The organism is Loktanella sp. DJP18 (genome assembly GCF_049310965.1).
GTDB lineage: Bacteria > Pseudomonadota > Alphaproteobacteria > Rhodobacterales > Rhodobacteraceae > Loktanella.
Genome location: NZ_JBMERN010000003.1, coordinates 12,648 through 34,806, shown reverse-complemented (window position 1 = coordinate 34,806; position 22,159 = coordinate 12,648). Strand labels below are relative to the sequence as shown.

Annotated in this window: 19 protein-coding genes and 1 riboswitch; of the genes, 12 read left to right on the top strand and 7 right to left on the bottom strand. The window is 65.4% G+C overall.

Features of this window, described 5'->3' with window-relative positions; genetic code table 11:
- The first annotated feature begins 28 nt into the window (after positions 1-28).
- The gene (xseA, locus tag ACOI1H_RS01340; protein ID WP_422434916.1) at positions 29-1,486 is read left to right on the top strand and encodes an exodeoxyribonuclease VII large subunit; all 1,458 of its coding nucleotides are present in this window, start codon (positions 29-31) and stop codon (positions 1,484-1,486) included.
- Here xseA and ACOI1H_RS01335 read toward each other — a convergent pair.
- Entirely contained in the window at positions 1,483-1,884 is a 402-nt protein-coding gene (locus ACOI1H_RS01335) for a hypothetical protein (RefSeq protein ID WP_422434915.1), read from the bottom strand. The two genes, xseA and ACOI1H_RS01335, sit on opposite strands and share 4 nt — an antisense overlap.
- A complete protein-coding gene (locus tag ACOI1H_RS01330) occupies positions 1,881-2,900 on the bottom strand; it encodes an alkane 1-monooxygenase (protein WP_422434914.1) in 1,020 nt (339 codons plus the stop codon). Before ACOI1H_RS01330 ends, ACOI1H_RS01335 begins: the two co-directional genes overlap by 4 nt.
- Before the next feature lie 186 nt (positions 2,901-3,086).
- Between ACOI1H_RS01330 and ACOI1H_RS01325 the strand changes: the two genes are divergently transcribed.
- The gene (locus ACOI1H_RS01325; RefSeq protein WP_422434913.1) at positions 3,087-4,772 is read left to right on the top strand and encodes an NAD(P)H-dependent oxidoreductase subunit E; all 1,686 of its coding nucleotides are present in this window, start codon (positions 3,087-3,089) and stop codon (positions 4,770-4,772) included.
- Between the two features lie 9 nt (positions 4,773-4,781).
- On the opposite strand, the gene ACOI1H_RS01320 is transcribed toward ACOI1H_RS01325, so the two are convergent.
- Positions 4,782-5,618 (bottom strand): lytic transglycosylase domain-containing protein, encoded by an 837-nt coding sequence (locus ACOI1H_RS01320; protein ID WP_422434912.1) that lies wholly within the window; start codon positions 5,616-5,618, stop codon positions 4,782-4,784.
- 151 nt (positions 5,619-5,769) lie between these two features.
- Here ACOI1H_RS01320 and ftsY point away from each other — a divergent pair, with 151 nt between their 5' ends.
- Positions 5,770-6,897, top strand: coding sequence for a signal recognition particle-docking protein FtsY (gene ftsY / locus ACOI1H_RS01315; protein WP_422434911.1), 1,128 nt, complete (start codon positions 5,770-5,772; stop codon positions 6,895-6,897).
- A gap of 8 nt (positions 6,898-6,905) precedes the next feature.
- On the opposite strand, the gene ACOI1H_RS01310 is transcribed toward ftsY, so the two are convergent.
- Positions 6,906-7,397, bottom strand: a complete 492-nt coding sequence (locus ACOI1H_RS01310) for an MgtC/SapB family protein (RefSeq protein ID WP_422434910.1) — start codon at positions 7,395-7,397, stop codon at positions 6,906-6,908.
- 75 nt (positions 7,398-7,472) lie between these two features.
- On the opposite strand from ACOI1H_RS01310, the gene ACOI1H_RS01305 reads away from it, so the two are divergent.
- Both ACOI1H_RS01305 and ACOI1H_RS01300 read left to right on the top strand, forming a co-directional pair.
- Entirely contained in the window at positions 7,473-8,375 is a 903-nt protein-coding gene (locus tag ACOI1H_RS01305; protein ID WP_422434909.1) for a DMT family transporter, read from the top strand.
- An 11-nt stretch (positions 8,376-8,386) separates the two neighbouring features.
- On the top strand, positions 8,387-9,007 hold the full coding sequence (locus tag ACOI1H_RS01300) for an inner membrane-spanning protein YciB (RefSeq protein WP_422434908.1): 621 nt from the start codon (positions 8,387-8,389) through the stop codon (positions 9,005-9,007).
- On the opposite strand, the gene ACOI1H_RS01295 is transcribed toward ACOI1H_RS01300, so the two are convergent.
- Positions 9,004-9,333: a PilZ domain-containing protein gene (locus ACOI1H_RS01295; RefSeq protein ID WP_422434907.1), complete on the bottom strand. Its 330-nt coding sequence runs from the start codon at positions 9,331-9,333 to the stop codon at positions 9,004-9,006. The two genes, ACOI1H_RS01300 and ACOI1H_RS01295, sit on opposite strands and share 4 nt — an antisense overlap.
- Positions 9,334-9,495: 162 nt before the next feature.
- Positions 9,496-9,573: riboswitch (SAM riboswitch) on the top strand.
- Positions 9,574-9,618: 45 nt separating this feature from the next.
- Here ACOI1H_RS01295 and ACOI1H_RS01290 point away from each other — a divergent pair.
- The 3 genes from ACOI1H_RS01290 (at position 9,619) to ACOI1H_RS01280 (ending at position 13,518) form a co-directional block, all read left to right on the top strand.
- Positions 9,619-10,797 (top strand): aminotransferase class V-fold PLP-dependent enzyme, encoded by a 1,179-nt coding sequence (locus ACOI1H_RS01290; RefSeq protein ID WP_422434906.1) that lies wholly within the window; start codon positions 9,619-9,621, stop codon positions 10,795-10,797.
- A gap of 114 nt (positions 10,798-10,911) precedes the next feature.
- Positions 10,912-12,015, top strand: coding sequence for a GTP cyclohydrolase FolE2 (gene folE2 / locus ACOI1H_RS01285; protein WP_422434905.1), 1,104 nt, complete (start codon positions 10,912-10,914; stop codon positions 12,013-12,015).
- A gap of 54 nt (positions 12,016-12,069) precedes the next feature.
- Positions 12,070-13,518: a TrkH family potassium uptake protein gene (locus ACOI1H_RS01280; protein ID WP_422434991.1), complete on the top strand. Its 1,449-nt coding sequence runs from the start codon at positions 12,070-12,072 to the stop codon at positions 13,516-13,518.
- A gap of 12 nt (positions 13,519-13,530) precedes the next feature.
- On the opposite strand, the gene ACOI1H_RS01275 is transcribed toward ACOI1H_RS01280, so the two are convergent.
- Both ACOI1H_RS01275 and ACOI1H_RS01270 read right to left on the bottom strand, forming a co-directional pair.
- Complete coding sequence (locus ACOI1H_RS01275; protein WP_422434904.1) at positions 13,531-13,920, bottom strand: hypothetical protein; 390 nt, start codon at positions 13,918-13,920, stop codon at positions 13,531-13,533.
- Positions 13,921-13,960: 40 nt separating this feature from the next.
- Positions 13,961-15,727 (bottom strand): serine protease, encoded by a 1,767-nt coding sequence (locus ACOI1H_RS01270; RefSeq protein ID WP_422434903.1) that lies wholly within the window; start codon positions 15,725-15,727, stop codon positions 13,961-13,963.
- A 173-nt stretch (positions 15,728-15,900) separates the two neighbouring features.
- Between ACOI1H_RS01270 and ACOI1H_RS01265 the strand changes: the two genes are divergently transcribed.
- The 4 genes from ACOI1H_RS01265 to ACOI1H_RS01250 all read left to right on the top strand — a co-directional run bounded on the left by ACOI1H_RS01265 (position 15,901) and on the right by ACOI1H_RS01250 (position 22,156).
- The gene (locus tag ACOI1H_RS01265; RefSeq protein WP_422434902.1) at positions 15,901-16,821 is read left to right on the top strand and encodes a glycine--tRNA ligase subunit alpha; all 921 of its coding nucleotides are present in this window, start codon (positions 15,901-15,903) and stop codon (positions 16,819-16,821) included.
- Positions 16,821-17,345, top strand: coding sequence for a DUF6446 family protein (locus tag ACOI1H_RS01260; protein ID WP_422434990.1), 525 nt, complete (start codon positions 16,821-16,823; stop codon positions 17,343-17,345). Before ACOI1H_RS01265 ends, ACOI1H_RS01260 begins: the two co-directional genes overlap by 1 nt.
- 1 nt (position 17,346) lies before the next feature.
- Complete coding sequence (gene glyS / locus ACOI1H_RS01255; protein WP_422434901.1) at positions 17,347-19,479, top strand: glycine--tRNA ligase subunit beta; 2,133 nt, start codon at positions 17,347-17,349, stop codon at positions 19,477-19,479.
- Between the two features lie 88 nt (positions 19,480-19,567).
- Positions 19,568-22,156, top strand: a complete 2,589-nt coding sequence (locus ACOI1H_RS01250) for a putative PEP-binding protein (protein WP_422434900.1) — start codon at positions 19,568-19,570, stop codon at positions 22,154-22,156.
- Positions 22,157-22,159: the final 3 nt, after the last annotated feature.

Sequence of the window (22,159 nt, the reverse complement as noted above, 5' to 3'; positions counted from 1 at the left end):
CGGCCCAAGAAAACACAAGGGCAGCCCGATGGACCTTTTCGAACAGGACACCCCGGCCAGCAACGCGCCGGAATACACCGTAAGCGAGATTTCGGGCGCGGTGAAGGCCGCGATCGAAGGCGAGTTCGGCCACGTCCGCATTCGGGGCGAGGTCGGGCGCGTGTCGCAGCCGCGGTCCGGGCACCTGTATCTGGACCTCAAGGATGACCGCGCCGTGATATCGGGCATCATCTGGAAAGGGCGGGCCGAGGCGCTGGCGCAGCGGCCGGAGGAGGGGATGGAGGTCATCGCCACCGGCAAGCTGACGACCTTCCCCGGCCAGTCGAAGTACCAGATCATCATCGAGGACATCGTCCCCGCCGGGGCGGGCGCGCTGATGGCGATGCTGGAAAAGCGCAAGGCGGCGTTGCAGGCTGAAGGGTTGTTCGATCCCGCGCACAAGCGCCCGCTGCCGTTCCTGCCAGAGATCATTGGCGTCGTCACTTCGCCATCCGGTGCCGTGATCCGCGACATACTGCACCGCCTGCGGGACCGGTTCCCCCGCAAGGTTCTGGTCTGGCCGGTCGCCGTGCAGGGCGCCCGCTGTGCGCCAGAGGTCGCGGCGGCGATCCGGGGCTTCAACGCGATGACGCCGGGCGGTGCCTTGCCGCGCCCCGACCTGATCATCGTGGCGCGCGGCGGCGGGTCGCTGGAGGACCTTTGGGGCTTCAACGAGGAAATCGTCGCCCGCGCCGCCTTTGACAGCCGCATCCCGCTGATCTCGGCCGTGGGGCATGAGACGGACACTACGCTGATCGACTTCGTCAGCGACCGGCGTGCGCCCACGCCCACGGCGGCGGCGGAAATAGCGGTGCCGGTGCGGCTGGACCTGTTCGCAACACTCGACAATCAGGGCGCGCGGATGCGGCGGGCGGTCAACCAGACGCTGGGACTGCGGCAACAGCGGGTCCGCGATCTGGGGCGGGTCCTGCCACAGCCAGAGGCGTTGCTGGCCGGGCCGCGGCAGCGGCTGGACCATCTGGACCAACGCCTGCCCGCGGCCTTGCAGGCGGCGGCGGCGAAAAAGCGGGTGAAGCTGGCGGATGCGGCGCTGCGTCCCGGCGTGCTGCACCGCGCCATCGGCGAACAGCGGCGACGGCTGAACACGCTGGCGGCGCGGCTGGACCCTGCCTTGCGGCGCCGCCTGGGGGATGCGGGGCAAAAGCTTGCGAACCAGCGTCTGACGCCGCCCGACCTGTCGCGTGCCCGCGAACGGCTGGACGCACGGATGCAGCGCCTCATGGACCGCGCGACCCGCGATCAGGACCAGCGCCGCGCGCGGCTGGACGCGCTGGACCGCCTGCGCGAAACGCTGGGTTACCGCGAGACGCTGAAGCGTGGCTATGCGGTCGTGCGGGCGGATGGTGCCGTGGTGACCACGACAAAGGCCGTGTCGAATGCCACATCGGTCGAGATCGAATTCGCGGACGGGCGGGTGACGGTTTAGGGCAAGAGCTCAAGTCGGGACAAGAGCTCCGGGCCGGGGCAGACGAGCGGCTGCGGGGCCTCTGTCGCCTCGAACAGCACGGTGCCGCCGGTCGATTCGGCGCGCAATCCCCGGTCGGTGCGGGTGACGGTCCAGCACTTCGGCGCGGGATCGGTGGTGTAGGTAAAACAGATCAGCCCGTCGCGTTCAAACCATTGACCCTGCTGGCAGCTGCCGGGGGTCGTCGACCAGAGAACGGACCTGTCGGTGCCATAGGCCTCTGTCCCGAAGGTCGTGCCGTCGGGCAGGGCAAAGGTCAGCGTCTTGCCGGCGACGTAGGCATTGAAGCCTGCAGCGTCGAGGGTCTGGGCCGCGGCGGCAGGGGCGATCATCAGCGCAAGAGCCAGGGACCGGATCATGCAACCGCCCAGCGCCGCGCGCGGCGGTCCATCACGCGCCGCCACAGCGGTGGAAACAGGGCCAGCGTCGCCATCGCGGGCAGGGACCGCGGCAGGGTCGGACCTTCGCCGTCCAGCCGAAGGGCGGGATAGGGGCGCGTCGGGTGGGCATGGTGATCTGCGTGACGCGGCGCGTTCAGCATCAGCGCGCCGGAAAACCAGTGCGGCGCATTCCAGCTGTGGCGCGGGCCGACGGGTTCAAGGCGGCCCGCGTGAGTGACGCTGCGCATCAGGCCGTAATGCTGCACGTAGTCGGACAGCAGCAGTTGCACCTGCGCATAGGCGACCAGCGCCAGATAGCCGAACAGGCCGCGTCCGCCGCCGATCAGCACAGCGACCAGCAGCATGGCGGCAGCTCCGGCCAGATAGGTGACGTAGGGATGATGCCACCGACTGCGCCCGACCCTGTCAAGACGCGCCGTCTCTGCCGCATAGCCGTCGCGGAAGGCGCCGGACCAGGCGCGCGGGGCATAGGACCAGAAGCCTTCGCCCAGCCGCGCGGTGGCGGGATCGTCGGGGGTGGCGACATGGCGGTGGTGGATCAGCACATGCGCCGAGGTGTGGTGGCCATAAAGCAGCGAAATGTAGATCCACTGCCCCAGCCGGTGCAACGGGCGGCTGCCCTTGTGGATCAGTTCGTGCGCGTTGGCGTTACCGACCTGCCCGACATAGAGCCCGCCCGCGAGGATCAGACCCAGCGTGCCCAGCAGGCCGGACACGCCTTGTCCAATGGACCCCACGATCAACGCCAGCAATGCGAAATGCCCGATGCCCAACACCACCGACAGCACGTCGGCTGCGGGAAACTCCGATTGCAGGTCCGCCGCCTCTGGCCGTGCGATGACGACAAGCTGGTCGAGCAGGTAGGCGAAGGCCGTCATGTAGATGAGGGCAATCGCGATCCACACGCCGCCCAGACCCGCCGCAAGGGCGATGAGGGGCAAGGGCATCAGGGTGGCGAACGCGAACAGGATCATCGGGACCGTGGCGGAAATGAAGGGATTCGCGGCTTCTATAGCACTTATGTTGCAATTGCCGTTCGCAAAACCCGGCCCATGATCATTGGTCGCACCGTAGCCCGGACAGCGACCGTCGCTTTTGCGTCGCGGGCCGTTGGCCGGGGGCCTATGCTGGACGGGCAATTGGATGGACGGGGATTTGTTATGGCGCTGGATCAAAAGGACGGGATCTGGAAATCCGGCAAGGGCAAGGGGCGGCGCACACCCAAGGGGCGCCAGCTTGACGATGCCGCCTGGGCCGAGGTGCGCGCGCTTCTGGGTGACGGGCCCTTTCCCCGTGACATGCTGATCGAATACCTGCATTTGATTCAGGACCGCTACGGCTGTCTGTCGGCAGCACATCTGCGCGCGCTGGCCGAGGAGATGCGGCTGAGCCAGGCCGAGGTCTATGAGGTCGCGACCTTCTACGCGCATTTCGATGTGGTGAAAGAAGGCGAGGCCCCGCCGCCCGCGCTGACGATCCGCATCTGCGAATCGCTGTCCTGCGAAATGGCCGGCGCACAGGCGCTGAAACAGGCGCTGAGCGATGGGCTGGACCCCGCGCAGGTGCGCGTGTTGCGCGCGCCCTGCATGGGGCGCTGCGAAACTGCACCGGCGCTGCATCTGGGGCATCGGTTCATCGACAATGCGACGATGGACAAGGTGCAGGCGGCGATTGCAGCCGGACACACCCATCCCGTGATCCCCGACTATCAGGGCCTTGATGCCTACCGCGCCGAAGGCGGCTACGCGACCCTGCTGGACCTGCGCGACAGCGGCGATTGGGAGACGGTGCAGGACCGCGTGGCGGCGTCGGGGCTGCGGGGTCTTGGCGGGGCGGGATTTCCGTCGGGCAAGAAGTGGGGCTTTGTGCGCGCCGCACCCGGCCCACGCCTGATGGCTGTGAACGGCGATGAGGGCGAGCCGGGGACCTTCAAGGACCGCTGGCATCTGGAACGTGCACCGCACCTGTTCCTCGAGGGTATGCTGATCGCCGCCTGGGCGGTGGAGGCAGAGCGCGTCTACATCTACATGCGCGACGAATATCCAGAAATCATAAGCCTGTTAAGGGACGAACTTCATGCACTGGAGGCGGCGGGGATCATCGCGCCCGGCTATGTAGATCTGCGACGCGGGGCCGGTGCCTATATCTGCGGCGAGGAATCCGCGATGATCGAAAGCATCGAAGGCAAGCGCGGCATCCCGCGTCACCGCCCGCCCTTCGTCGCGCAGAAGGGCATCTTCGACCGTCCCACGCTGGTGCATAACGTCGAGACGCTGATCTGGGTCACCAAGGTGCTGCGCGAGGGGCCAGAGGTGCTGAACGGCGTCGAACACAATGGCCGCAAGGGGTTGCGCAACTACTCCGTCTCTGGCCGCGTGGCCCGGCCCGGCGTCTACCTGTTGCCGGCCGGGTCCACGATCCGCGACATCATCGACGCGGCAGGAGGCATGGCGGTTGGTCATACCTTCAAGGCCTACCAGCCGGGCGGTCCATCCTCTGGCCTGCTGCCCGCCAGCATCGACGACGTGCCGCTGGATTTCGACACCTTGCAGGCCTACGGCACCTTCATCGGTTCGGCGGCGGTCGTGGTGCTGAGCCAGTCGGACAGTGCGCGGGGCGCGGCGCTGAACATGCTGGAATTCTTTGCCGACGAATCCTGCGGCCAATGCACACCCTGCCGGGTCGGCTGCGAAAAGGCGGTCACACTGATGCAGGCCGACCACTGGGATGAGAACCTGCTGACCGACCTGTGCGAGGTGATGGTCGACGCCAGCATCTGCGGCTTGGGTCAGGCGGCACCGAACCCGATCAAGTCGGTTCTGACCCACTTCAAGGACGAAGTGTAACGCTTTGATCTAGTTGGGATATACGGCGCAAAGGCAGCCTTGTTCGCGCAGCTTGTTGCAGGTCTGGTTGCCCGTGCGGCCGGTCTCCGCGGCCAGTCGCGCTGCGTAATAGCCGTTTCGGCCAAGGACCCTGTGCCGCACGAACACGATCTGCAATTCCTCTTTGGACACCGCCGTCGCGCACTGACGCGTGATGTTGCGAAATGACCTGCGCGCCGCCGCCTCTGTCAGGCCATAGGCCATCTGGATGCCGAACGGCGCATAGACCGGTGCTGGCGGTGTGAACCGGGAAAAGGCGCGGTTGCGGGCCATGTCGTGGCAGGCGGCGCGGAACGGCACACCGTCCTGCAGGCGGAAATCGGGGTCTGCGGGCGGCGCATCGCGCCAGGTCTCGGCGGATTTGCCGGTGATGATCCGGACGTAATCGATGGTTTCGCGCGCCAACCCGCCGGTGCCGGCAATCAGGCCGGCCGCACGGGCCTCTCCACCGTTGTAGGCGACGGCGGCCAACCCGACATTGCCGAAGCGGCGCACGAGGTCGCCGAGGTATTGCGCGGAATACTCCAGTGCCTCGGCCGGGTTGAGGCTGTCGCGCAGGCCCCGCATCTGCGCCGTGCTGTCGATGAACTGCGCGATCCCGCGCGCGCGGGCAGGGGACAGGGCATTGGGGTCAAAGCGGCTTTCCTGCCAGATCAGCCGGGCAAAGAACGCGGGGTCCAGATCGTTGACCTGTGCGAAGGCATCGATGGCCTGGCAGGTGTCATGGACGAAATGCGCAGGCCGGATGCACTGGACATGACCAAACCGCCCGGTGCTGCACAGCGTGCCTCCTTCGGCACGGGTCACGCCCGGCAGGCACACTAAAACGACAAGACACAGGGCACGCAACATGGTTCAAGTTTAAACGCGGGCGCGTGGGCGGCGTCAACCGCCGCGCCCTTTCCTTTGACGGGGCTTGGCATTAGCTAGGGCGTGAACCCTGCGCAGGACAGCCCCTATGGCATTTTTCAAGAAGCTGAAGGACCGGATGTTCCGGTCGTCGTCAAAGCTGGACGAAGGCCTGGGCGCGATCGTCGGTGACGGCGGGACGACGGAGACCGCGCCGGACCCCGCCCCGACCGCACCGCCGATGGAGGCACCGCGCCCCGCGCCACGGCCAACCGTCGTGCCGCCCATCGTGCCGATCCCCAGCCCTGAACCGATCCCGGCAGAGGCCTATACCCCGGCTGCACCGGCCAAGAAGCCCGGTATCCTGGGCAGGATGTTCGGCGCAGAGCAGCCCGAAGTCGTGCGCCGGACCCTTGACGATGCGATGGTCGAACAGTTGGAAGAATTGCTGATTGCCGCCGACATGGGGGTCGACACGGCCCTGCGCGTCACCGCCAACATGGCCGAGGGGCGGATGGGCAAGCGACTGTCGGTCGACGAGATCAAACAGATGCTCGCGGACGAGGTCACGCGGATCATGGAGCCGGTCGCCCGGCCCATGCCGCTGTACAATCAGAAGCCGCAGGTGGTGCTGGTCGTGGGCGTGAACGGGTCCGGCAAGACGACGACCATCGGCAAGTTGGCCAGTCAGTTCAAGGCTGCCGGCAAGTCGGTTGTCATTGCCGCTGGCGACACCTTTCGCGCGGCGGCGGTGGAGCAGTTGCAGGTATGGGGCGACCGTGCCGGCGTGCCGGTCATGACGGCGGCACAGGGGTCCGACCCCGCTTCTTTGGCCTATGACGCGATGACGCGGGCGCAGGCCGAAGGTGCGGACCTGCTGATGATCGACACGGCGGGCCGGTTGCAGAACCGTGCCGACCTGATGGAAGAGCTGTCCAAGATCGTTCGCGTGATCCGCAAGAAGGACCCCGACGCGCCGCACAACACGCTGTTGGTGCTGGATGCGACGACCGGCCAGAACGCGCTGCAACAGGTGAAGGTGTTTCAGGAACTGGCCGATGTGTCGGGCCTGATCATGACAAAACTCGATGGCACGGCGAAGGGTGGCGTCCTCGTGGCGCTGGCGGACAAGTTCGGCCTGCCGATCCACGCCATCGGTGTGGGTGAACAGATCGACGACCTGTCCCCCTTCGATCCGGAGGATTTCGCCCGCGCCCTCGTGGGACTTGGGGATTGAGGGGCTGTCTATTCTGCGGTGTCGTTGGACGAGGCCGTTTCTGTCAGGCCGAGGACGTGGAGCACGATCACGACGATCAACGTCGCCATGAGGCCAAGCATGGCCTCTCCTGCGCCGCAGGCCAGGCCGATCGCCCCCGCCAGCCACATCGACGCGCCGGTTGTGATGTTGCGGACCTTGCCGCCGGAGGTGAAGATCAGCCCGGCCGCAAGAAAGGCGACGCCGCTCGTCACCGCCTCGATCAGGCGCAGCGGATCGACCCGCTTCACATCGTCGCTGTCGAACTGAAGCTGCGACAGCTCTTGCCCGACGATGCTGAACAGGCAGGCCGCGACAGCGACCAGGATATGGGTGCGCAGACCCGCGGGTTTGCCCTTCGCCTCGCGCTCATACCCGATCACGGCCCCCAAGACCGCCGCGAATATCAGGCGCGTCAGTGCAATATACCAAGGCACGGCGGAAAAGCCGTTCGTGAACTCACCCGCCAGACTGTCCCACATCCTTGAAAAATCCCGTCATGTTTTGTTTACAATCCAGAACCTGCCTGTCGGGTTCCCGCCTGAAGGGCCTCCGGCATGGGTGAATTTCTGGTGGGGATCGCCGGCACGCCGGAAGGCGCGCGGCTGGCCACGCTGCTGGCGCTGATGTCGGCGGTGGCCCATGCGGCCTTTGGGGCGTTGCAAAAGGGACGGCACGATCCCTGGCTGTCGCGGGGCGCGATCGACGCGGGGCTGATCGTGATCTCGGCTCCGGTCGCGCTGTTCCTCGTGCCCTGGCCGACGGGACAGGTCGCGGTATTGTTGCTGGGCGCGCTGGTGATCCACTTTGCCTACAAGGTGACGATGGCGCTGTCCTACGAACGCGCGGCCTATACGGTGGTCTACCCGGTCGTGCGCGGCACGGGGCCGCTGGTCACCGTGCTGGCGGCCAGCGTCATCTTTCATGAACATTTCTCCGTCGTGCAATGGCTGGGCGTGTCCTGCCTCTCGGGCGGCATCCTGATGCTTGCCTGGGTCAACCTACACGAAAACGACATCGACCTGCGGGGCATGAAGATCGGCCTGCTCTGGGCGCTCGCCGCCGGTATCCTCGTGGCGATCTACACGACCTACGACGCCTACGGCATTCGGCAGGCGACGGACCCGTTCACTTTTCTGGCCTGGTTCTTCTTCATCACCGCGCTGGATTTTCCCCTCCTCGCGGCCTGGCGGTGGCGGGCGATGACGGATCGCCCGGCACTTGGCCCGCTGTTCGTGCGGGGCCTTGTCGGGTCGTTTGTGGCCTGGCTATCGTTCGGCGGCGTGATGCTGGCCACACGGCTCGACAAGGTGGGCGAGGCGGCGGTGCTGCGCGAAACCTCGACCGTGTTCGCGGCGTTGATCGGCTGGCTGTTTCTGGGCGAACACGTGGGCAAACGCCGCACCGCGCTGATGGGACTGGTTGCCTTGGGGGCCGTAATCGTGGAAATGGGCGGCTGAGGGAGACCATCATGGCCACACGCGAGATCAATCCGATCCTGAAGCAGGTGCTTGAACTGGGACCGACGGTCCTTTTCTTCATCGTCTACACGCGGATCAAGGACGACGTCTTTACCATCGCGGGGACCGAGTATTCAGGTTTCATCTTCGCCACCCTGATCTTCATCCCGATCCTTTTGGCGGCGATCGGCGTGCTGTGGGCCCTGACCAAAGAGCTGAGCCGGATGCAGATCTTCACTGCGGTCATGGTGATCTTCTTCGGTGGCATGACAGCCTGGTTCAATGACGAGAGGTTCTTCAAGATGAAGACCTCGATCGTCTACGGCACGATGGCCGCGGTGCTGGGTTTCGGCCTGCTGCGCGGTCGGTCCTACATGGAATGGGCGATGGGTGCCGCGCTGGCGATGGAGCACAAGGGCTGGATGATCCTGACGACGCGGGTCGCGCTGTTCTGCGTGGGGCTTGCGCTGTTCAACGAATGGCTGTGGCGGACGCAATCCACCGACGTCTGGGTCAAGATCGAGACCTTCGCCTTTCCGGTCGTGTCGATGATCTTTCTGGGCTGGCAGTTCTACGCGGTGCGTGGCTACATGATCGACGACGCCGATGCCGATGCGGACCCCAAGCCCTAGCGCATTTCGCGCAGCGCCGCAGAGTTGTAGCGCCCGGCCACCGTCGCCCGGATGCCCTGTCGCAGCAGGTCCACAAGCACCGGGCGGGCGGGCATCAGGAATGCGACGCCGACGCGGTGGGCGGCGACCCAGCGGATCGTGGCGGGCACCTGTTCGTTCAGCACATGCAGCGTCAGGCGGTCGCCGCGCATGACGTTTTCGACGCATTCCAGACGCGCACCGCCCTGATTGACATCGATCAGCATGGCCTTCTGTCGCCCCATCGGGGTCGTGACCGTCAGCGGGAAGGCGGTCGGATAGCGATGGCGGCGGAATTGCTGGTTCATCTGACCCCCCTTGCGCGGTTGCGGCAAGGGATACGCCCATGCGCGTAAACATCCGGTTAGGATGGTGTCCGACGTCCGCCGCTGTTTCACGCCGTCGGTGCGCCACGTCCGAGTTGCCACAAGAGGGGGCGGCGGCTTGACGGCTTTGCCGGTGGGGCGTAAAGCCGGGGCCGTGGTGATTTGATGCCGGATTGCGGGCCACGTTAAATATTCCGCTAAAAGGGTAAGGGGATCTGCTCCGATGCCCATGGTGTCGGGGCTATTCTTTTGCCGAAAGGGCATGCCATGACCGAATGGAACAAGCGGACGCGGGCCGTTCACGCCGGCACCCGCCGCAGCAAGTGGGGCGAAGTGTCCGAGGCCGTCTTTCTGACGCAGGGCTTCGTCTATGACAGTGCCGAACAAGCCGAGGCGCGGTTCCAGTCGTTGGGTGACGATGAATTCATCTATGCCCGCTACGGCAACCCGACCGTGCGCATGTTCGAGGACCGGATCGCGAACCTGCTTGGCTATGAGGACTGCTTTGCCTGCACGTCCGGCATGGCCGCAGTCAGCGGTGCGCTGACGGCGCTGTTGAAGGCCGGCGATCATGTCGTGGCGGCGCGCGCACTGTTCGGGTCATGCCTTTATGTGCTGGAGGACATCCTGGCGCGGTTCGGGGTCGAGATCACGCTGATCGACGGGTGCGACAACGCGGCCTGGGATGCGGCGATCCGGCCCGACACGCGGCTGGTGTTCTTCGAAAGCATCTCGAACCCGACGCTGGAAGTCGTGGACATGCGCCATGTCGTGCAGGCGGCCCATGCGGTCGGCGCGCTGGTGCTGGCGGACGATGCGATGGCGACGCCGGTGTTTTCCTATGCCCGTGCCTGCGGGGCCGACATCGCCATCGTGTCCACGACCAAGCATATCGACGGGCAGGGCCGGATGCTGGGCGGCGCGATCTGCGGGTCGCGCGACCTGATCCGTGGCCCGATCGAGTCCTACATGAAGCACACCGGCGGGGCGATGAACCCCTTCACCGCCTGGACCCACCTCAAGGCATTGGAAACGCTGGACCTGCGGGTCCGCGCGCAGTCCGAGACCGCTCTGAATATCGCGGATGCGCTGGAAGGCCATCCCAAGATCGCTTCCGTCCGCTTTCCCACCCATCCGTCGCATCCGCAGCAGGCGTTGGCGCTGGCGCAGGCTCCGTCGGGCGGCACCGTGCTGGCGTTCGAGGTGAAGGGCGGCAAGGCCGCGTGTTTCGCCTTCATGAACGCGCTCGAGATCATCACGATCTCGAACAATTTCGCCGACGCGAAGTCGATCGCCACGCATCCGGCCACGACGACCCATCAGCGTCTGCCGCAAGCACAAAAGGACCTGTTGGGCATCAGTCCGGGACTGGTGCGTCTGTCGGCGGGACTGGAAGACGCGGATGATCTGATCGCGGATCTGATGACTGCGCTTGACGCGGTCTGACAAGATGTCGCAGCCTTGGACTGCGGCATTTCGTTAATCTGTCGCAATAAAATTGGAAACCGGACCGGGCCGCACCATCTAAGGTCTTCAGAACCGATCAAGGGGTCCGTCGTCATGAATCTTCAGTCCCGCGACATGGAACGCACGCCCAGCCGGGCCGAGGCCGAGGCGGCACTCAGCCTGCTGCGCCGCTGGGCGGGCGGTGCCACGGCCGAGGAGATCGTGACCCTCGACCCCTTGATCGGACGGCTGCTGCCGGGGCAGGCCGTCTCGAACTATCCGGCCCTTGCCCGCGCCTACCCGGAGGACTTTGCGGTCGATGCGGCCTATCGCGCGACGATGCCGGACCTGCAGAACGGACCGTCGAGCCTGATCCGCGGCGCACAGCGACACATCCAGCATGTCGGGATTTCCAACTTCCGACTGCCCATTCGGTTCCATACCCGCGACAATGGCGATCTGACGCTGGAAACCAGCGTCACCGGCACCGTCAGCCTGGAGGCCGAAAAGAAGGGCATCAACATGTCCCGGATCATGCGAACCTTCTATGAGCATGCCGAGGAAACCTTCAGCTTCGATGTGATCGAGCGCGCGCTTGACGCCTACAAGACCGATCTCGACAGTTTCGACGCCCGCATCCAGATGCGGTTTTCGTTCCCGATGAAGATGCAAAGCCTGCGGTCCGGGCTGACCGGGTTCCAGTATTACGACATCGCGCTGGAACTGGTCGAACAGGGCGGCGTGCGGCGCAAGATCGTGCATCTGGACTACGTCTATTCCAGCACCTGTCCCTGTTCGCTGGAACTATCGGAACATGCCCGACAGTTTCGCGGGCAGCTTGCCACGCCCCATTCGCAACGATCCGTCGCGCGCCTATCCGTGTTGCTGGAACCGGGGCAGGGGGTCATGTGGTTCGAGGATCTCGTCGATCTGGCGCGCATCGCGGTGCCGACGGAAACGCAGGTCATGGTGAAACGCGAGGACGAACAGGCGTTTGCGGAACTGAACGCGGCCAACCCCATCTTCGTCGAGGACGCGGCGCGCCTCTTCGCGGAACAGTTGCAGCTTGACCGGCGGATCGGCGATTTCCGGGTGGTGGCGAGCCATCAGGAAAGCCTGCACAGCCACGATGCCGTGTCGGTCCTGACCGAAGGGCCGACGTTCGACGCGCAGTCGCTCGACCCGCACCTTTTTGCGACATTGTTCCACGTCGGATGATGCGGGCGCGTGCCGCCGCTTGACAGCACAGCGGCGGCCATGCACCCCGGTCCGATGATTGACCTGCGCCCCGTCGGATACGTCATCGGCCTGCTGGTGGCCACGCTCGGGCTGACCATGCTGCCGTCGTTTGCGGCAGACCTGATCGCGGGCAACGGGCATTGGCCGATCTTTCTTGAAGCCGCGATCCTGACCACCCTCGTCGGGAGCCTTCTTGCCGTCGCCTGCGCCAATGGCGTCAGCGCCGGTCTGACCGTGCGGCAGACCTTCCTGCTGACCTCGACCATCTGGATCACCCTGCCGCTGTTCGGCGCGATCCCCTTCATGACCGGGGCCACGAACAACGATTTCACGGACGCCTATTTCGAGGCGATGTCGGGCCTGACGACCACGGGGGCCACGGTGCTGGGCGGGCTGGAGGCGCTGCCTGCGGGGATCAAGCTGTGGCGCGGCACGCTGCAATGGCTGGGCGGCATCGGGATCATCGTCGTGGCGATGGTGTTCCTGCCGGAACTGCGGGTCGGCGGCATGCAGATCTTCCGCTCTGAATCCTTCGAGACGATGGGAAAGATCCTGCCGCGGGCAGGCCAGATCGCGTCCCGCATCTCGGTCATCTACGTCGGGCTGACGGTTGCCTGCGCGCTGACCTACAATGCCCTTGGCATGCCGGGCTTCGATGCGCTGGTCCACGCGATGACCACCTTGTCGACGGGGGGCATGGCGAATACCGATGCGTCTTTTGGCACCTACGGGGCGGGCATCCATTATGTCGCGGTCTTCTTCATGATCAGCGCGGCGCTGCCCTTCGTGCGCTATGTGCAGTTGATGGGCGGTGCCGGCCGTCCCCTGTTGCGCGACAGCCAGATTCGCGTGTTCTTCTGGATCATCCTGATCTGCGTCCTGATGATGACCGCCTGGGTCTGGGGACGCGAGGGCGTGGTGACGGAGGTCGCATTCCGCGAGTCGCTGTTCAACGTCGTATCGATCATCTCGGGGACCGGTTACGCCAGCGCCAACTACATGACCTGGGGGACGTTTCCGATCGTCATGTTCTTCTTCATCGGCCTGATCGGTGGCTGCGCGGGATCGACGGCCTGTTCGATCAAGGTGTTCCGCTACCAGTTGCTGTTCGCGTCCCTCAAGGCGCAGATCCGTCAGATCCATTCTCCCCACGGCATCTTCGTGCCGCGCTACGAAGGTCGTCCGGTGGCGCAGGACGTGATGAATTCTGTCATGGCGCTGTTCGTGGCCTTCATCCTGCTGATCGGGCTGTTTTCGGTGCTGTTGGGACTGACCGGTCTGGACTTCATCACCTCTGTCAGCGGCGCCGCGACGGCGCTGGCGAACGTAGGGCCGGGTCTGGGCAGCCAGATTGGACCTGCGGGCAATTTCGTGGGGCTGAACGACACCGCGAAATGGCTGTTGGCCGCCGCCATGTGGATCGGGCGGCTCGAGATCATGGTGGTGCTGGTCATCCTGACGCCACGCTTCTGGCGGGAGTGATGGCGGTCTTTATCAAACAGGGCTGACGGGCGGCCTGCGCCCGCGCAGCCACCATGCCGAAAGCGTGAAGGCCAGAAGGGTCGCCGGCAGTCCGGCCAGCATCCAGCGCGGGTCGATCAGTCCGCTGCTGCCGATCAGGAACAAGGGCAGACCGATCGCAACGGAGGCCACGGCGGACACAAGGCACAGCATCGGGTAGAACCGCCTGACCAGCAAACTGTAGATGATGCCGAAATAGAGACCCTGAAGAGCCAGCGCCAGACCGGCCACGACGACGACTTCTCCAAGTCTGGCGAACAGGATGCCCGACACGCGGGTCGCAAAGCGCGCCAGCAGGAAGGCCAGAACGACGCGCCAGAAATTGGCCTTGACCCAGCCCAGCCTGTGAGACGTCGATTTCATCGGCGGCACACCGTCATCCTTTCAAGGCCAGCGCAGACAATCACCAGCAACTGACCAGCACGGTGCTTTCGGCGGCCCGCAGCGTCAGGGTTTCGGGCGGCATGAAGGCCAGCGTGTCGGTCGTGTCGGTCGCGATCCCGGCGGCGTCCAGCGCTGCGACGATCCGGTCCGCATCGACAAGAAAGCTGACGTCCGGCGGCAGCATCTGGCCGTTCTGCGGCCCCTTGGGCAGAAGCATCCCCAGCACCGCGCCGCCGTTGTCGAAGACCGGCCCGCCCGCATCTCCGTCGCGGGCGGTCAGCGACAGGCGCTTGACGTCCTCCTCGCCGTTCAGCCCGCGAATGTCGGCCAGGCGTCCAAAGGTCAGCGTCGGCGTGACGAGGACGCCGCCGTAGGGATAGCCAGCGACCGCGATCTCGGTCTGAAGGCGCGGGACCTGCGTCTGGAACGCGGCGACGGACAACGGCGACAGCGCCTCGTCCGGTGTCAGGACCGCGATGCCGAGGGCGTCGTCGGTCAGGGTCACGGTGGCACGGTGGCTGCCGTCGATGCTAATTCCGTCACAGCTTGCGACCGCGCTGGCATCGGTCAACACGCGTCCGGTCGCGTCGATGTAGAAACCGGTGCGCGACGCCTTCGGCTTGCGGATCTGCAGGCCGGCGACGAGGTCGATGGCCTGATCTTCGTCCGGCCGCGCGATGGCGGGGTCGAGCACGCCGTCGATGGGGTTGAAACTGTTCATCATCTCGTCGCGCAGACGGCTGAACCGGGCCGTGTCGCCGGCCGGCCAGACCAGCGCGAAGCCCTTGATCTGCCCAGCGTCAAGGCGGGCGGTGACGTAGCTTTGCACCTCGGTGTTCTGGCCCGCGATCTCGAAGCTGGCATCCTGACGCGTGCGGTCGCCGTCGGGCGGAAAGATTGCGAGCGTCTGCAGGATTTCATACAGGCCGAACAGGCGGTTCTGGTCGCCGTCCTGACTGATCAGCAGGACCTGGGCTGGAATGTCGCCCTTGGGCCCGTAGCGGGCGAAGGGCGGCTCATACTCGGTGAAACTGACGACGCCGGTCGGGATCATCACCTCGACCCCTGCTGCGCTGTTGCGCACCAGTTGCAGGGCCATGCCGTCCAGCACGGCGTCATAGGCCCCGACAAGCTGCGCGCGCTGGGCGGTGGTCAGCACGCCGGTCGGCGTGAAACCCTGTGCAAGCTGCCACGCCTCCATCGCGCCGCGCGTGCCACGGCCGAACGCACCGTCGATGGTGGAATCGTAGAACCCGGCCCAGGCGAGCGCGGTCTGCATCATTTCCTTCTCGGATTGATTCAGCGCCTGTTCGGATACGCGGGCCTCCTGAACCGTTTCGTCGGGCGGGAACGATGGGGTCGGGACAACCTCTGCCACCTGCGGTGCGGCAGGGGCGTCGATATCGGGCGATGCCGCGGCGGTGTCGGTCTGCGGCACGGTGGGCGTCGCACCGGCCACCGGCCAGAACTGCTCTCCGAAGCCTTCGCCATCGGTCAGGAAGGCGTCGCCCGGCGCCAGTCCCGCCCGCCGCAGATCGCCCAAGGCCGCCGTTGCGGCGTCGCGGTCCGCATGGGGGCCGCTGACGATGGCGAACCACGAGCTGCCAAGCGCAAAGCCCGCTACGTTTCCGGTTTCGTCCGCATAGACACGCACACGGGTTTCGGCGGCGGTGCGGGTCGGTTGCGCCTCGAGCTGGATCCAAGTCCCGTCCTGCGCCTGCGCCGCCGTACCAAGCAGCAGGGCGGCCAGATGCACTGCAACGATCCTCAAGGCCAGAGATTTCATGTTGCACGTCATCCTATCGTCGCCATGGCCCCACCGACCCGCGCGCGTTCTAACAGGTGCAACCCCCCGCGCAGCACAAATCGGCGTGTTCCCGCCCAAATTAAGCGGCTGTGGCACGATTGACCCGCCGCACAGCCCGGCCTATGCAGCGCTGACGTTTGACAGGGGACGACATGGCCGATCAACCGCGCAGTTTCCAGGAGATCATTCTGCGGCTTCAGACCTACTGGGCCGCACAGGGCTGCGCCATGCTGCAACCCTACGACATGGAGGTCGGGGCCGGCACGTTCCACCCGGCGACGACCCTGCGCGCGCTGGGATCGCGTCCTTGGGCCGCGGCCTACGTCCAGCCCTCGCGGCGTCCAACCGACGGGCGCTACGGCGAAAATCCGAACCGGCTTCAGCACTATTACCAGTATCAGGTCATCATCAAGCCGTCGCCGCCGGACATGCAGGACCTCTATCTCGGCTCGCTGCAGGCCATCGGCATCGACGCCACGCTGCACGACATCCGCTTCGTCGAGGACGACTGGGAATCCCCGACGCTGGGAGCCTGGGGTCTAGGGTGGGAGGTCTGGTGCGACGGCATGGAGGTGTCGCAGTTCACCTATTTCCAGCAGGTCGGCGGCCACGATTGCAGCCCCGTGTCGGGCGAGCTGACCTACGGGCTGGAGCGTCTGGCGATGTATGTGCTGGGCGTCGATCACGTCATGGATATGCCGTTCAACGCCCCGGACGCCCCGACACCGCTGACCTATGGCGACATCTTTCTGCAGACCGAACAGGAATACGCGCGCTGGAACTTCGACGTCGCGGACACGGACACGCTGCTGCAACACTTCAAGGATGCAGAGGCGGAATGCGCCCGCATCCTGGATCAGGACGCGGTCGATCCCAAGACCGGTAAGACCATCCGCATGGCGCATCCGGCCTATGATCAGGCGATCAAGGCCAGCCACGTGTTCAACCTGCTTGATGCACGGGGCGTCATCTCGGTCACGGAACGGCAGGCCTATATCGGGCGGGTGCGCAACCTTGCCAAGGCCTGCGCCGATGCTTTCGTGCTGACCCCGGCGGGCGGGGCGGCGGCGTGATCGCGAAACTCTGGGTCGTCTTCATCATGCTTACAGCGCTTATCGCCGGTGTCGCCCTCTATTACCTTCAGGTCTACGCCTATTACGTCGAGGTGCCGGCCGAAGACGCCGTGGTGGACATGGTCTCCCTCACCAGCGACGCGGCAGAGTCCGTGGCCTTCGACGACTTCCGCGCCATCGACAGCGACAGCAGCCCGCTGCGTTACCGCGCCTGCTACACCATGCCCGCCAGCCTCGCCATGCTGACCGAGACCTATCAGATCGTGGACGACGCGGAACCGCGCGTCGCGCCCGGCTGGTTCGACTGCTTCGACGCTGCCCGGATCGGTGCCGACCTCGAGTCCGGTGTCGCTGTCGGCTTTCTTGGCCAGCGCGACGTGCAATACGGGATCGACCGGATCGTCGCCGTCTATCCCGATGGCCGCGCCTATGCCTGGCACCAGATCAACGCCTGCGGCGAGGTTGTCTTTGACGGCAACCCCGCCCCCGAAGGCTGCCCACCCCCACCGGAAAGCACGCGCTGACATGCCCGACCTGCTGATCGAACTCTTCTCCGAGGAAATCCCCGCCCGCATGCAGGCGCAGGCCAGTGCCGACCTCAAGAAGCTGGTGACCGACGGTCTGGTCGAGGCCGGGCTGACCTATGCCGCTGCTGCAGCATTCGCCACACCGCGCCGTCTGGTGCTGTCGGTCGAGGATCTGACGGCCGAGAGCCGCGCCGTGCGTGAAGAGCGCAAGGGCCCGAAGGTCGGTGCACCGCAGCAGGCGCTGGACGGTTTCCTGCGTGGTGTCGGGCTGACTGTTGACCAGTTGGAAACGCGCGAGGACAAGAAGGGTGCCTTCTACGTCGCCGTGATCGACAAGCCGGGGCGCAGCGCGCCCGAGATCGTGGCCGAGGTGCTGGAGCGCACGATCCGCACATTCCCTTGGCCCAAGTCGATGCGTTGGGGGACAGGCACTCTGCGCTGGGTGCGGCCGCTGCATTCCATTCTCTGCATCTTGGTCGGTGACGACGGGGCAGAGGTGGTGCCGCTGGACGTGGACGGCATCGCATCGGGCAACACGACACGCGGTCATCGCTTCATGGCACCGCAGCCGTTTTCCGTAACTTCTTTCGAGGATTACGAGGCAAAGCTGAAGCGCGCGAAGGTCATGCTGCGACCCGATGAACGGGCTGACGCGATCTGGCAGGACGCCACAAGTCAGGCCTTTGCCAATGGCCTGGAGGTCGTCGAGGATCGCGGCCTGCTGGCCGAGGTCGCCGGTCTGGTCGAATGGCCCGTCGTGCTGATGGGGCGGATCGAGGAGATTTTCCTCGACCTGCCGCCAGAGGTCTTGCAGACGTCCATGAAGGAACACCAGAAGTTCTTTTCCGTCCGTAACCCCAAGACCGGGCGGATCGAACGCTTCATCACTGTCGCCAATATCGAGGCGGCCGATGACGGTGCCACGATCCTGAACGGCAATCAGCGGGTGCTGTCGGCGCGGTTGTCGGATGCGAAATTCTTCTGGGACAACGACCTGCGGATCGCGAAGGCCGGGATGCAGCCGTGGCTGGACGGTCTGGCCGCCGTCACCTTCCACAACAAGCTGGGATCACAGCGCGACCGGATCGACCGGATCGCCGCCCTGGCGCGCGAGATCGCGCCGATGGTTGGGGCAGACCCCGATCAGGCATTCGAGGCCGCACTGATCGCCAAGGCCGACCTGCGGTCGGAAATGGTCGGCGAATTCCCCGAATTGCAGGGCCTGATGGGCCGTTACTATGCGCTTGCGGCGGGGCGCGATGCCGCCGTCGCCGCCGCCGCCGAGGATCACTGGAAACCGCAAGGCCCCTCCGACGCCGTGCCGACCGCACCCGTGTCCGTCGCCGTGGCGCTGGCCGACAAGTTGGACACGCTGACCGGCTTTTGGGCCATCGACGAAAAGCCGACGGGCTCGAAAGACCCGTTCGCGCTGCGCCGTGCGGCGCTGGGGGTGATCCGGTTGGTGCTGGAGAATAAACTGCGGTTTGATCTTTATAGCCTGATTAAATCACGCACAGCGCATCCTCACTGGCCACTTGAACTTTTCTCTTTTATTTCTGAACGGCTCGTCCAGCTATTTCGCGCGGATGGCATTCGATACGACGTTATCCAAGCGTGCCTTTTTGCGGACAATGATAGGCTTGTTGAAGCAAAGCGCCTCGTTGAAAAAGGGGCATCTGAAAGCATCTTGGATCAACCTTTTCCTGACCCAGATATTTTCAGGATCGCTCAGAAAGCGAAAGCTTTGCAGGCTACGCTGGAGACCGACGACGGCGGGAACCTCATTCAGGGCTTCAAGCGCGCCAACAACATCCTGACGCAGGCCGAGGCGAAGGACGGCGTCGAGTATTCCTACGGGGCCGACCCGAAGTTTGCCGAGGACGCGGCGGAGAAGGACCTCTTCGCGGCCCTCGATGCCGCCGAAGAGCAAATCGCCCCGGCGATGCGCGATGAGGATTTCGGCACCGCGATGGCCGCGATGGCTGCCCTGCGCGGACCCATCGACCGCTTCTTCACGGACGTTCAGGTCAACGCGGAAAGCCAGATCCTGCGGCGCAACCGTTTGAACCTGCTGTCGCGCATAAGGCAAATTTGCCTGTCGGTCGCAGACCTGACGCAGATCGAAGGCTGAGGCTGCGACAAAAGTCGCAGGGTGTCACCATCGCTTTACACGCGTCGCCGCGCGGCCCTATGTTGCCCGTGAACGAAGGATCGCCGCAGTGCAGCAACCGCAGACCTATCAGGACGTGACGTTGATCACGCCAACGGCGCCAATGTCGCCGGCGGTGCATGGTGGGCGCGCGAAATGCCTGCAACGCCTCATCCGCCTCGACATGCCGGTGCCGACAACGCTGGCGCTGTCGTTCGACGCCGTCCTGCGCTGCGCCAAAGGCAAGCTGCCTGACATGCAGGCCTTACTGGCCCCGTTCGGACCAGATCCGCTGCTGTCCGTGCGGCCGTCGTCGCAAGACCCGGATTGGGGCGGGCCGGGGGCGATCCTGAACATCGGCCTGAACGATGCGACCCATGCCGCGCTGGCCCGCCGTGTCGGAGAGGAAGCTGCGACCGCGCTCTATGTGCGTTTCGTGCAATCCTATGCGGTCCATGTGGCGCGTCTTGACCCCGATGCGTTCGATTTCCCCAAGATGAAGGATTCGGACGCCCTGCGTGTCGCGCTGGACACCTACGAGTTCGAGGCCGAGGAACCCTTCCCGCAGGACGTTGCCGTGCAGCTCTCCGAGGTGCTGCGATCCATGGCGCGAGCATGGGACGGCACCAGTGCGCGCCTGCTCCGCGAGGCGAAGGGTGCGCCTGTCGATGCTGGCCTTGGTCTAGTCGTGCAGGCCTTGGCCCTGGGTGTGGGTGCCGACGAGAGCGGGTCCGGCGTGATCCAGTTCGTCAGCTCTTCCGACGGCCAACCGCAGGTCACGGGCCGGTATCTGAGCCAGAGCCAGGGGCGCGACGCGCTGAATGGCCGTGACGGCGCCATGTTCCTGACCAGCGACCCGCGGGGCCAGGGGCTGGAGGATATCTGTCCGGCTGCTTTCGCCGCGCTGATCCATTACGGCGAGATCTGCCGCGCGCGTCTGCGCGAAGAGATGCAGATCGAGTTCACGCTGGAAAACAACGTGCTGCACATCCTCGATGCGGTGCGCGTCCAACGGTCCAGCCGGGCGCTGGTGCAGATCGCCGTGGCGCTGGCCAGCGCCGGGATCATCCCGCGCGAAGAGGCGGTGATGCGCGTGCCGCCCAATGCGCTGTCCGAGATGCTGCACCGGCAGGTCGATCCTGCCGCCACGCGCGACATCATCGTGCGCGGCATCGGGGCCAGCCCCGGTGCCGCGACAGGGCGTATCGTGTTGTCCGCTGCCGAGGCGCAGGCGAGCGCCGCGCGCGGTGAGCCCTGCGTGCTGGTCCGGCGCGAAACGACGCCGGAGGACATCCGCGGAATGCACGCGGCGCAGGCGGTTCTGACCATGCGGGGCGGCATCACCAGCCACGCTGCGGTCATCGGCCGGGGCCTTGGTGTCCCATGTGTCGTCGGTGCCTCCGACCTGACGATCGACCGCAAGCGGTCCGAGATCGTGGCCCCCGGCGGCCGGCGATTCGCGGCTGGCGATATCATCACGGTGGATGGGACCACAGGCACGGTGCTGGCCGGCGCGCCGCAGATGCTCGAGGCGACGCTGGACGACGCCTTTCAGACGCTGCTGACCTGGGCCGACGATTTTCGCGACATCGGCGTGCGCGCCAATGCCGACACGCCGACGGACGCGCAGACCGCCAGCAATTTTGCCGCCGAGGGAATCGGTCTGTGCCGGACCGAACACATGTTCTTCGAAGGCGACCGGCTGGGCGTCATGCGAGAGATGATCTTTGCCGCGACCGCCGACGACCGCCGCGTCGTGCTGGATCGACTTCTGCCGATCCAGCGTGCAGATTTCATCAAGCTTTTCAGCATCATGGATGGGCGGCCGGTCTGCATTCGCCTGTTCGACATGCCGCTGCACGAATTCCTGCCTTACGACAAACCGGGCCAGCGCGATCTGGCCGAACAGCTGGCGATGCCGCTGACGGCCGTGACGGACCGGGTGCAGGCGCTGTCGGAATACAACCCGATGCTGGGGATGCGCGGCGTGCGTCAGGGCATCGCTATTCCCGAAATCTACGAAATGCAGGCCCGCGCGATCTTTGAAGCCGTTGCCTGCGTGACGGGGCAAGGCCTGTCCGTGCAGCCCGAGATCATGATTCCCCTGATCAGCGCCATGCGCGAGGTCGAACTGATCAAGACGCGAATCGACAGCGTTGCGGCCGCAGTTCAGCGCGAGACGGGCATCGCCTTTGCCTTCAAGCTGGGCGTGATGGTCGAGACGCCGCGGGCGGCCTTGCGGGCGCAGGACATCGTGAAATATGCCTCGTTCCTGTCGTTCGGCACCAACGATCTGACCCAGATGACCTATGGCCTGTCGCGCGACGACGCGGGCCGGTTCATGTCGGCCTATGTCCAGCAGGGTGTGTATGAGGAAGACCCGTTCCACACGCTCGATCTGGAAGGCGTGGGAGAGTTGTTGGCCATCGGTGCCGCGCGGGGGCGCGCCGGGCGACCCGACGTGGTCGTCTCGATCTGCGGCGAACATGGCGGGACGCGGGCCGCGATTGGATTCTGCCGGTCGCAAAAGTTTAATTATGTGTCATGTTCCCCGTTCCGCGTGCCGCTTGCGCGGCTTTCCGCCGCCCAGTTGACGCTGGCAGACAGAGCCGCGGCGGATGGGCGGCAGGCTGCCTATACGCAAATGCCCATGAAATAAGGG

Bases quoted from the DNA above. Each gene is read 5' to 3' on its own strand.
- folE2 (WP_422434905.1), top strand. From the start codon at position 10,912: ATGAATCTTCAGTCCCGCGACATGGAACGCACGCCCAGCCGGGCCGAG.
- ACOI1H_RS01300 (WP_422434908.1), top strand. From the start codon at position 8,387: ATGGCCACACGCGAGATCAATCCGATCCTGAAGCAGGTGCTTGAACTG.
- glyS (WP_422434901.1), top strand. From the start codon at position 17,347: ATGCCCGACCTGCTGATCGAACTCTTCTCCGAGGAAATCCCCGCCCGC.
- xseA (WP_422434916.1), top strand. From the start codon at position 29: ATGGACCTTTTCGAACAGGACACCCCGGCCAGCAACGCGCCGGAATAC.
- ACOI1H_RS01280 (WP_422434991.1), top strand. From the start codon at position 12,070: ATGATTGACCTGCGCCCCGTCGGATACGTCATCGGCCTGCTGGTGGCC.
- ftsY (WP_422434911.1), top strand. From the start codon at position 5,770: ATGGCATTTTTCAAGAAGCTGAAGGACCGGATGTTCCGGTCGTCGTCA.
- ACOI1H_RS01295 (WP_422434907.1), bottom strand. From the start codon at position 9,333: ATGAACCAGCAATTCCGCCGCCATCGCTATCCGACCGCCTTCCCGCTG.
- ACOI1H_RS01270 (WP_422434903.1), bottom strand. From the start codon at position 15,727: ATGAAATCTCTGGCCTTGAGGATCGTTGCAGTGCATCTGGCCGCCCTG.
- ACOI1H_RS01330 (WP_422434914.1), bottom strand. From the start codon at position 2,900: ATGATCCTGTTCGCGTTCGCCACCCTGATGCCCTTGCCCCTCATCGCC.
- ACOI1H_RS01310 (WP_422434910.1), bottom strand. From the start codon at position 7,397: ATGTGGGACAGTCTGGCGGGTGAGTTCACGAACGGCTTTTCCGCCGTG.
- ACOI1H_RS01275 (WP_422434904.1), bottom strand. From the start codon at position 13,920: ATGAAATCGACGTCTCACAGGCTGGGCTGGGTCAAGGCCAATTTCTGG.
- ACOI1H_RS01290 (WP_422434906.1), top strand. From the start codon at position 9,619: ATGACCGAATGGAACAAGCGGACGCGGGCCGTTCACGCCGGCACCCGC.
- ACOI1H_RS01305 (WP_422434909.1), top strand. From the start codon at position 7,473: ATGGGTGAATTTCTGGTGGGGATCGCCGGCACGCCGGAAGGCGCGCGG.
- ACOI1H_RS01335 (WP_422434915.1), bottom strand. From the start codon at position 1,884: ATGATCCGGTCCCTGGCTCTTGCGCTGATGATCGCCCCTGCCGCCGCG.
- ACOI1H_RS01325 (WP_422434913.1), top strand. From the start codon at position 3,087: ATGGCGCTGGATCAAAAGGACGGGATCTGGAAATCCGGCAAGGGCAAG.
- ACOI1H_RS01265 (WP_422434902.1), top strand. From the start codon at position 15,901: ATGGCCGATCAACCGCGCAGTTTCCAGGAGATCATTCTGCGGCTTCAG.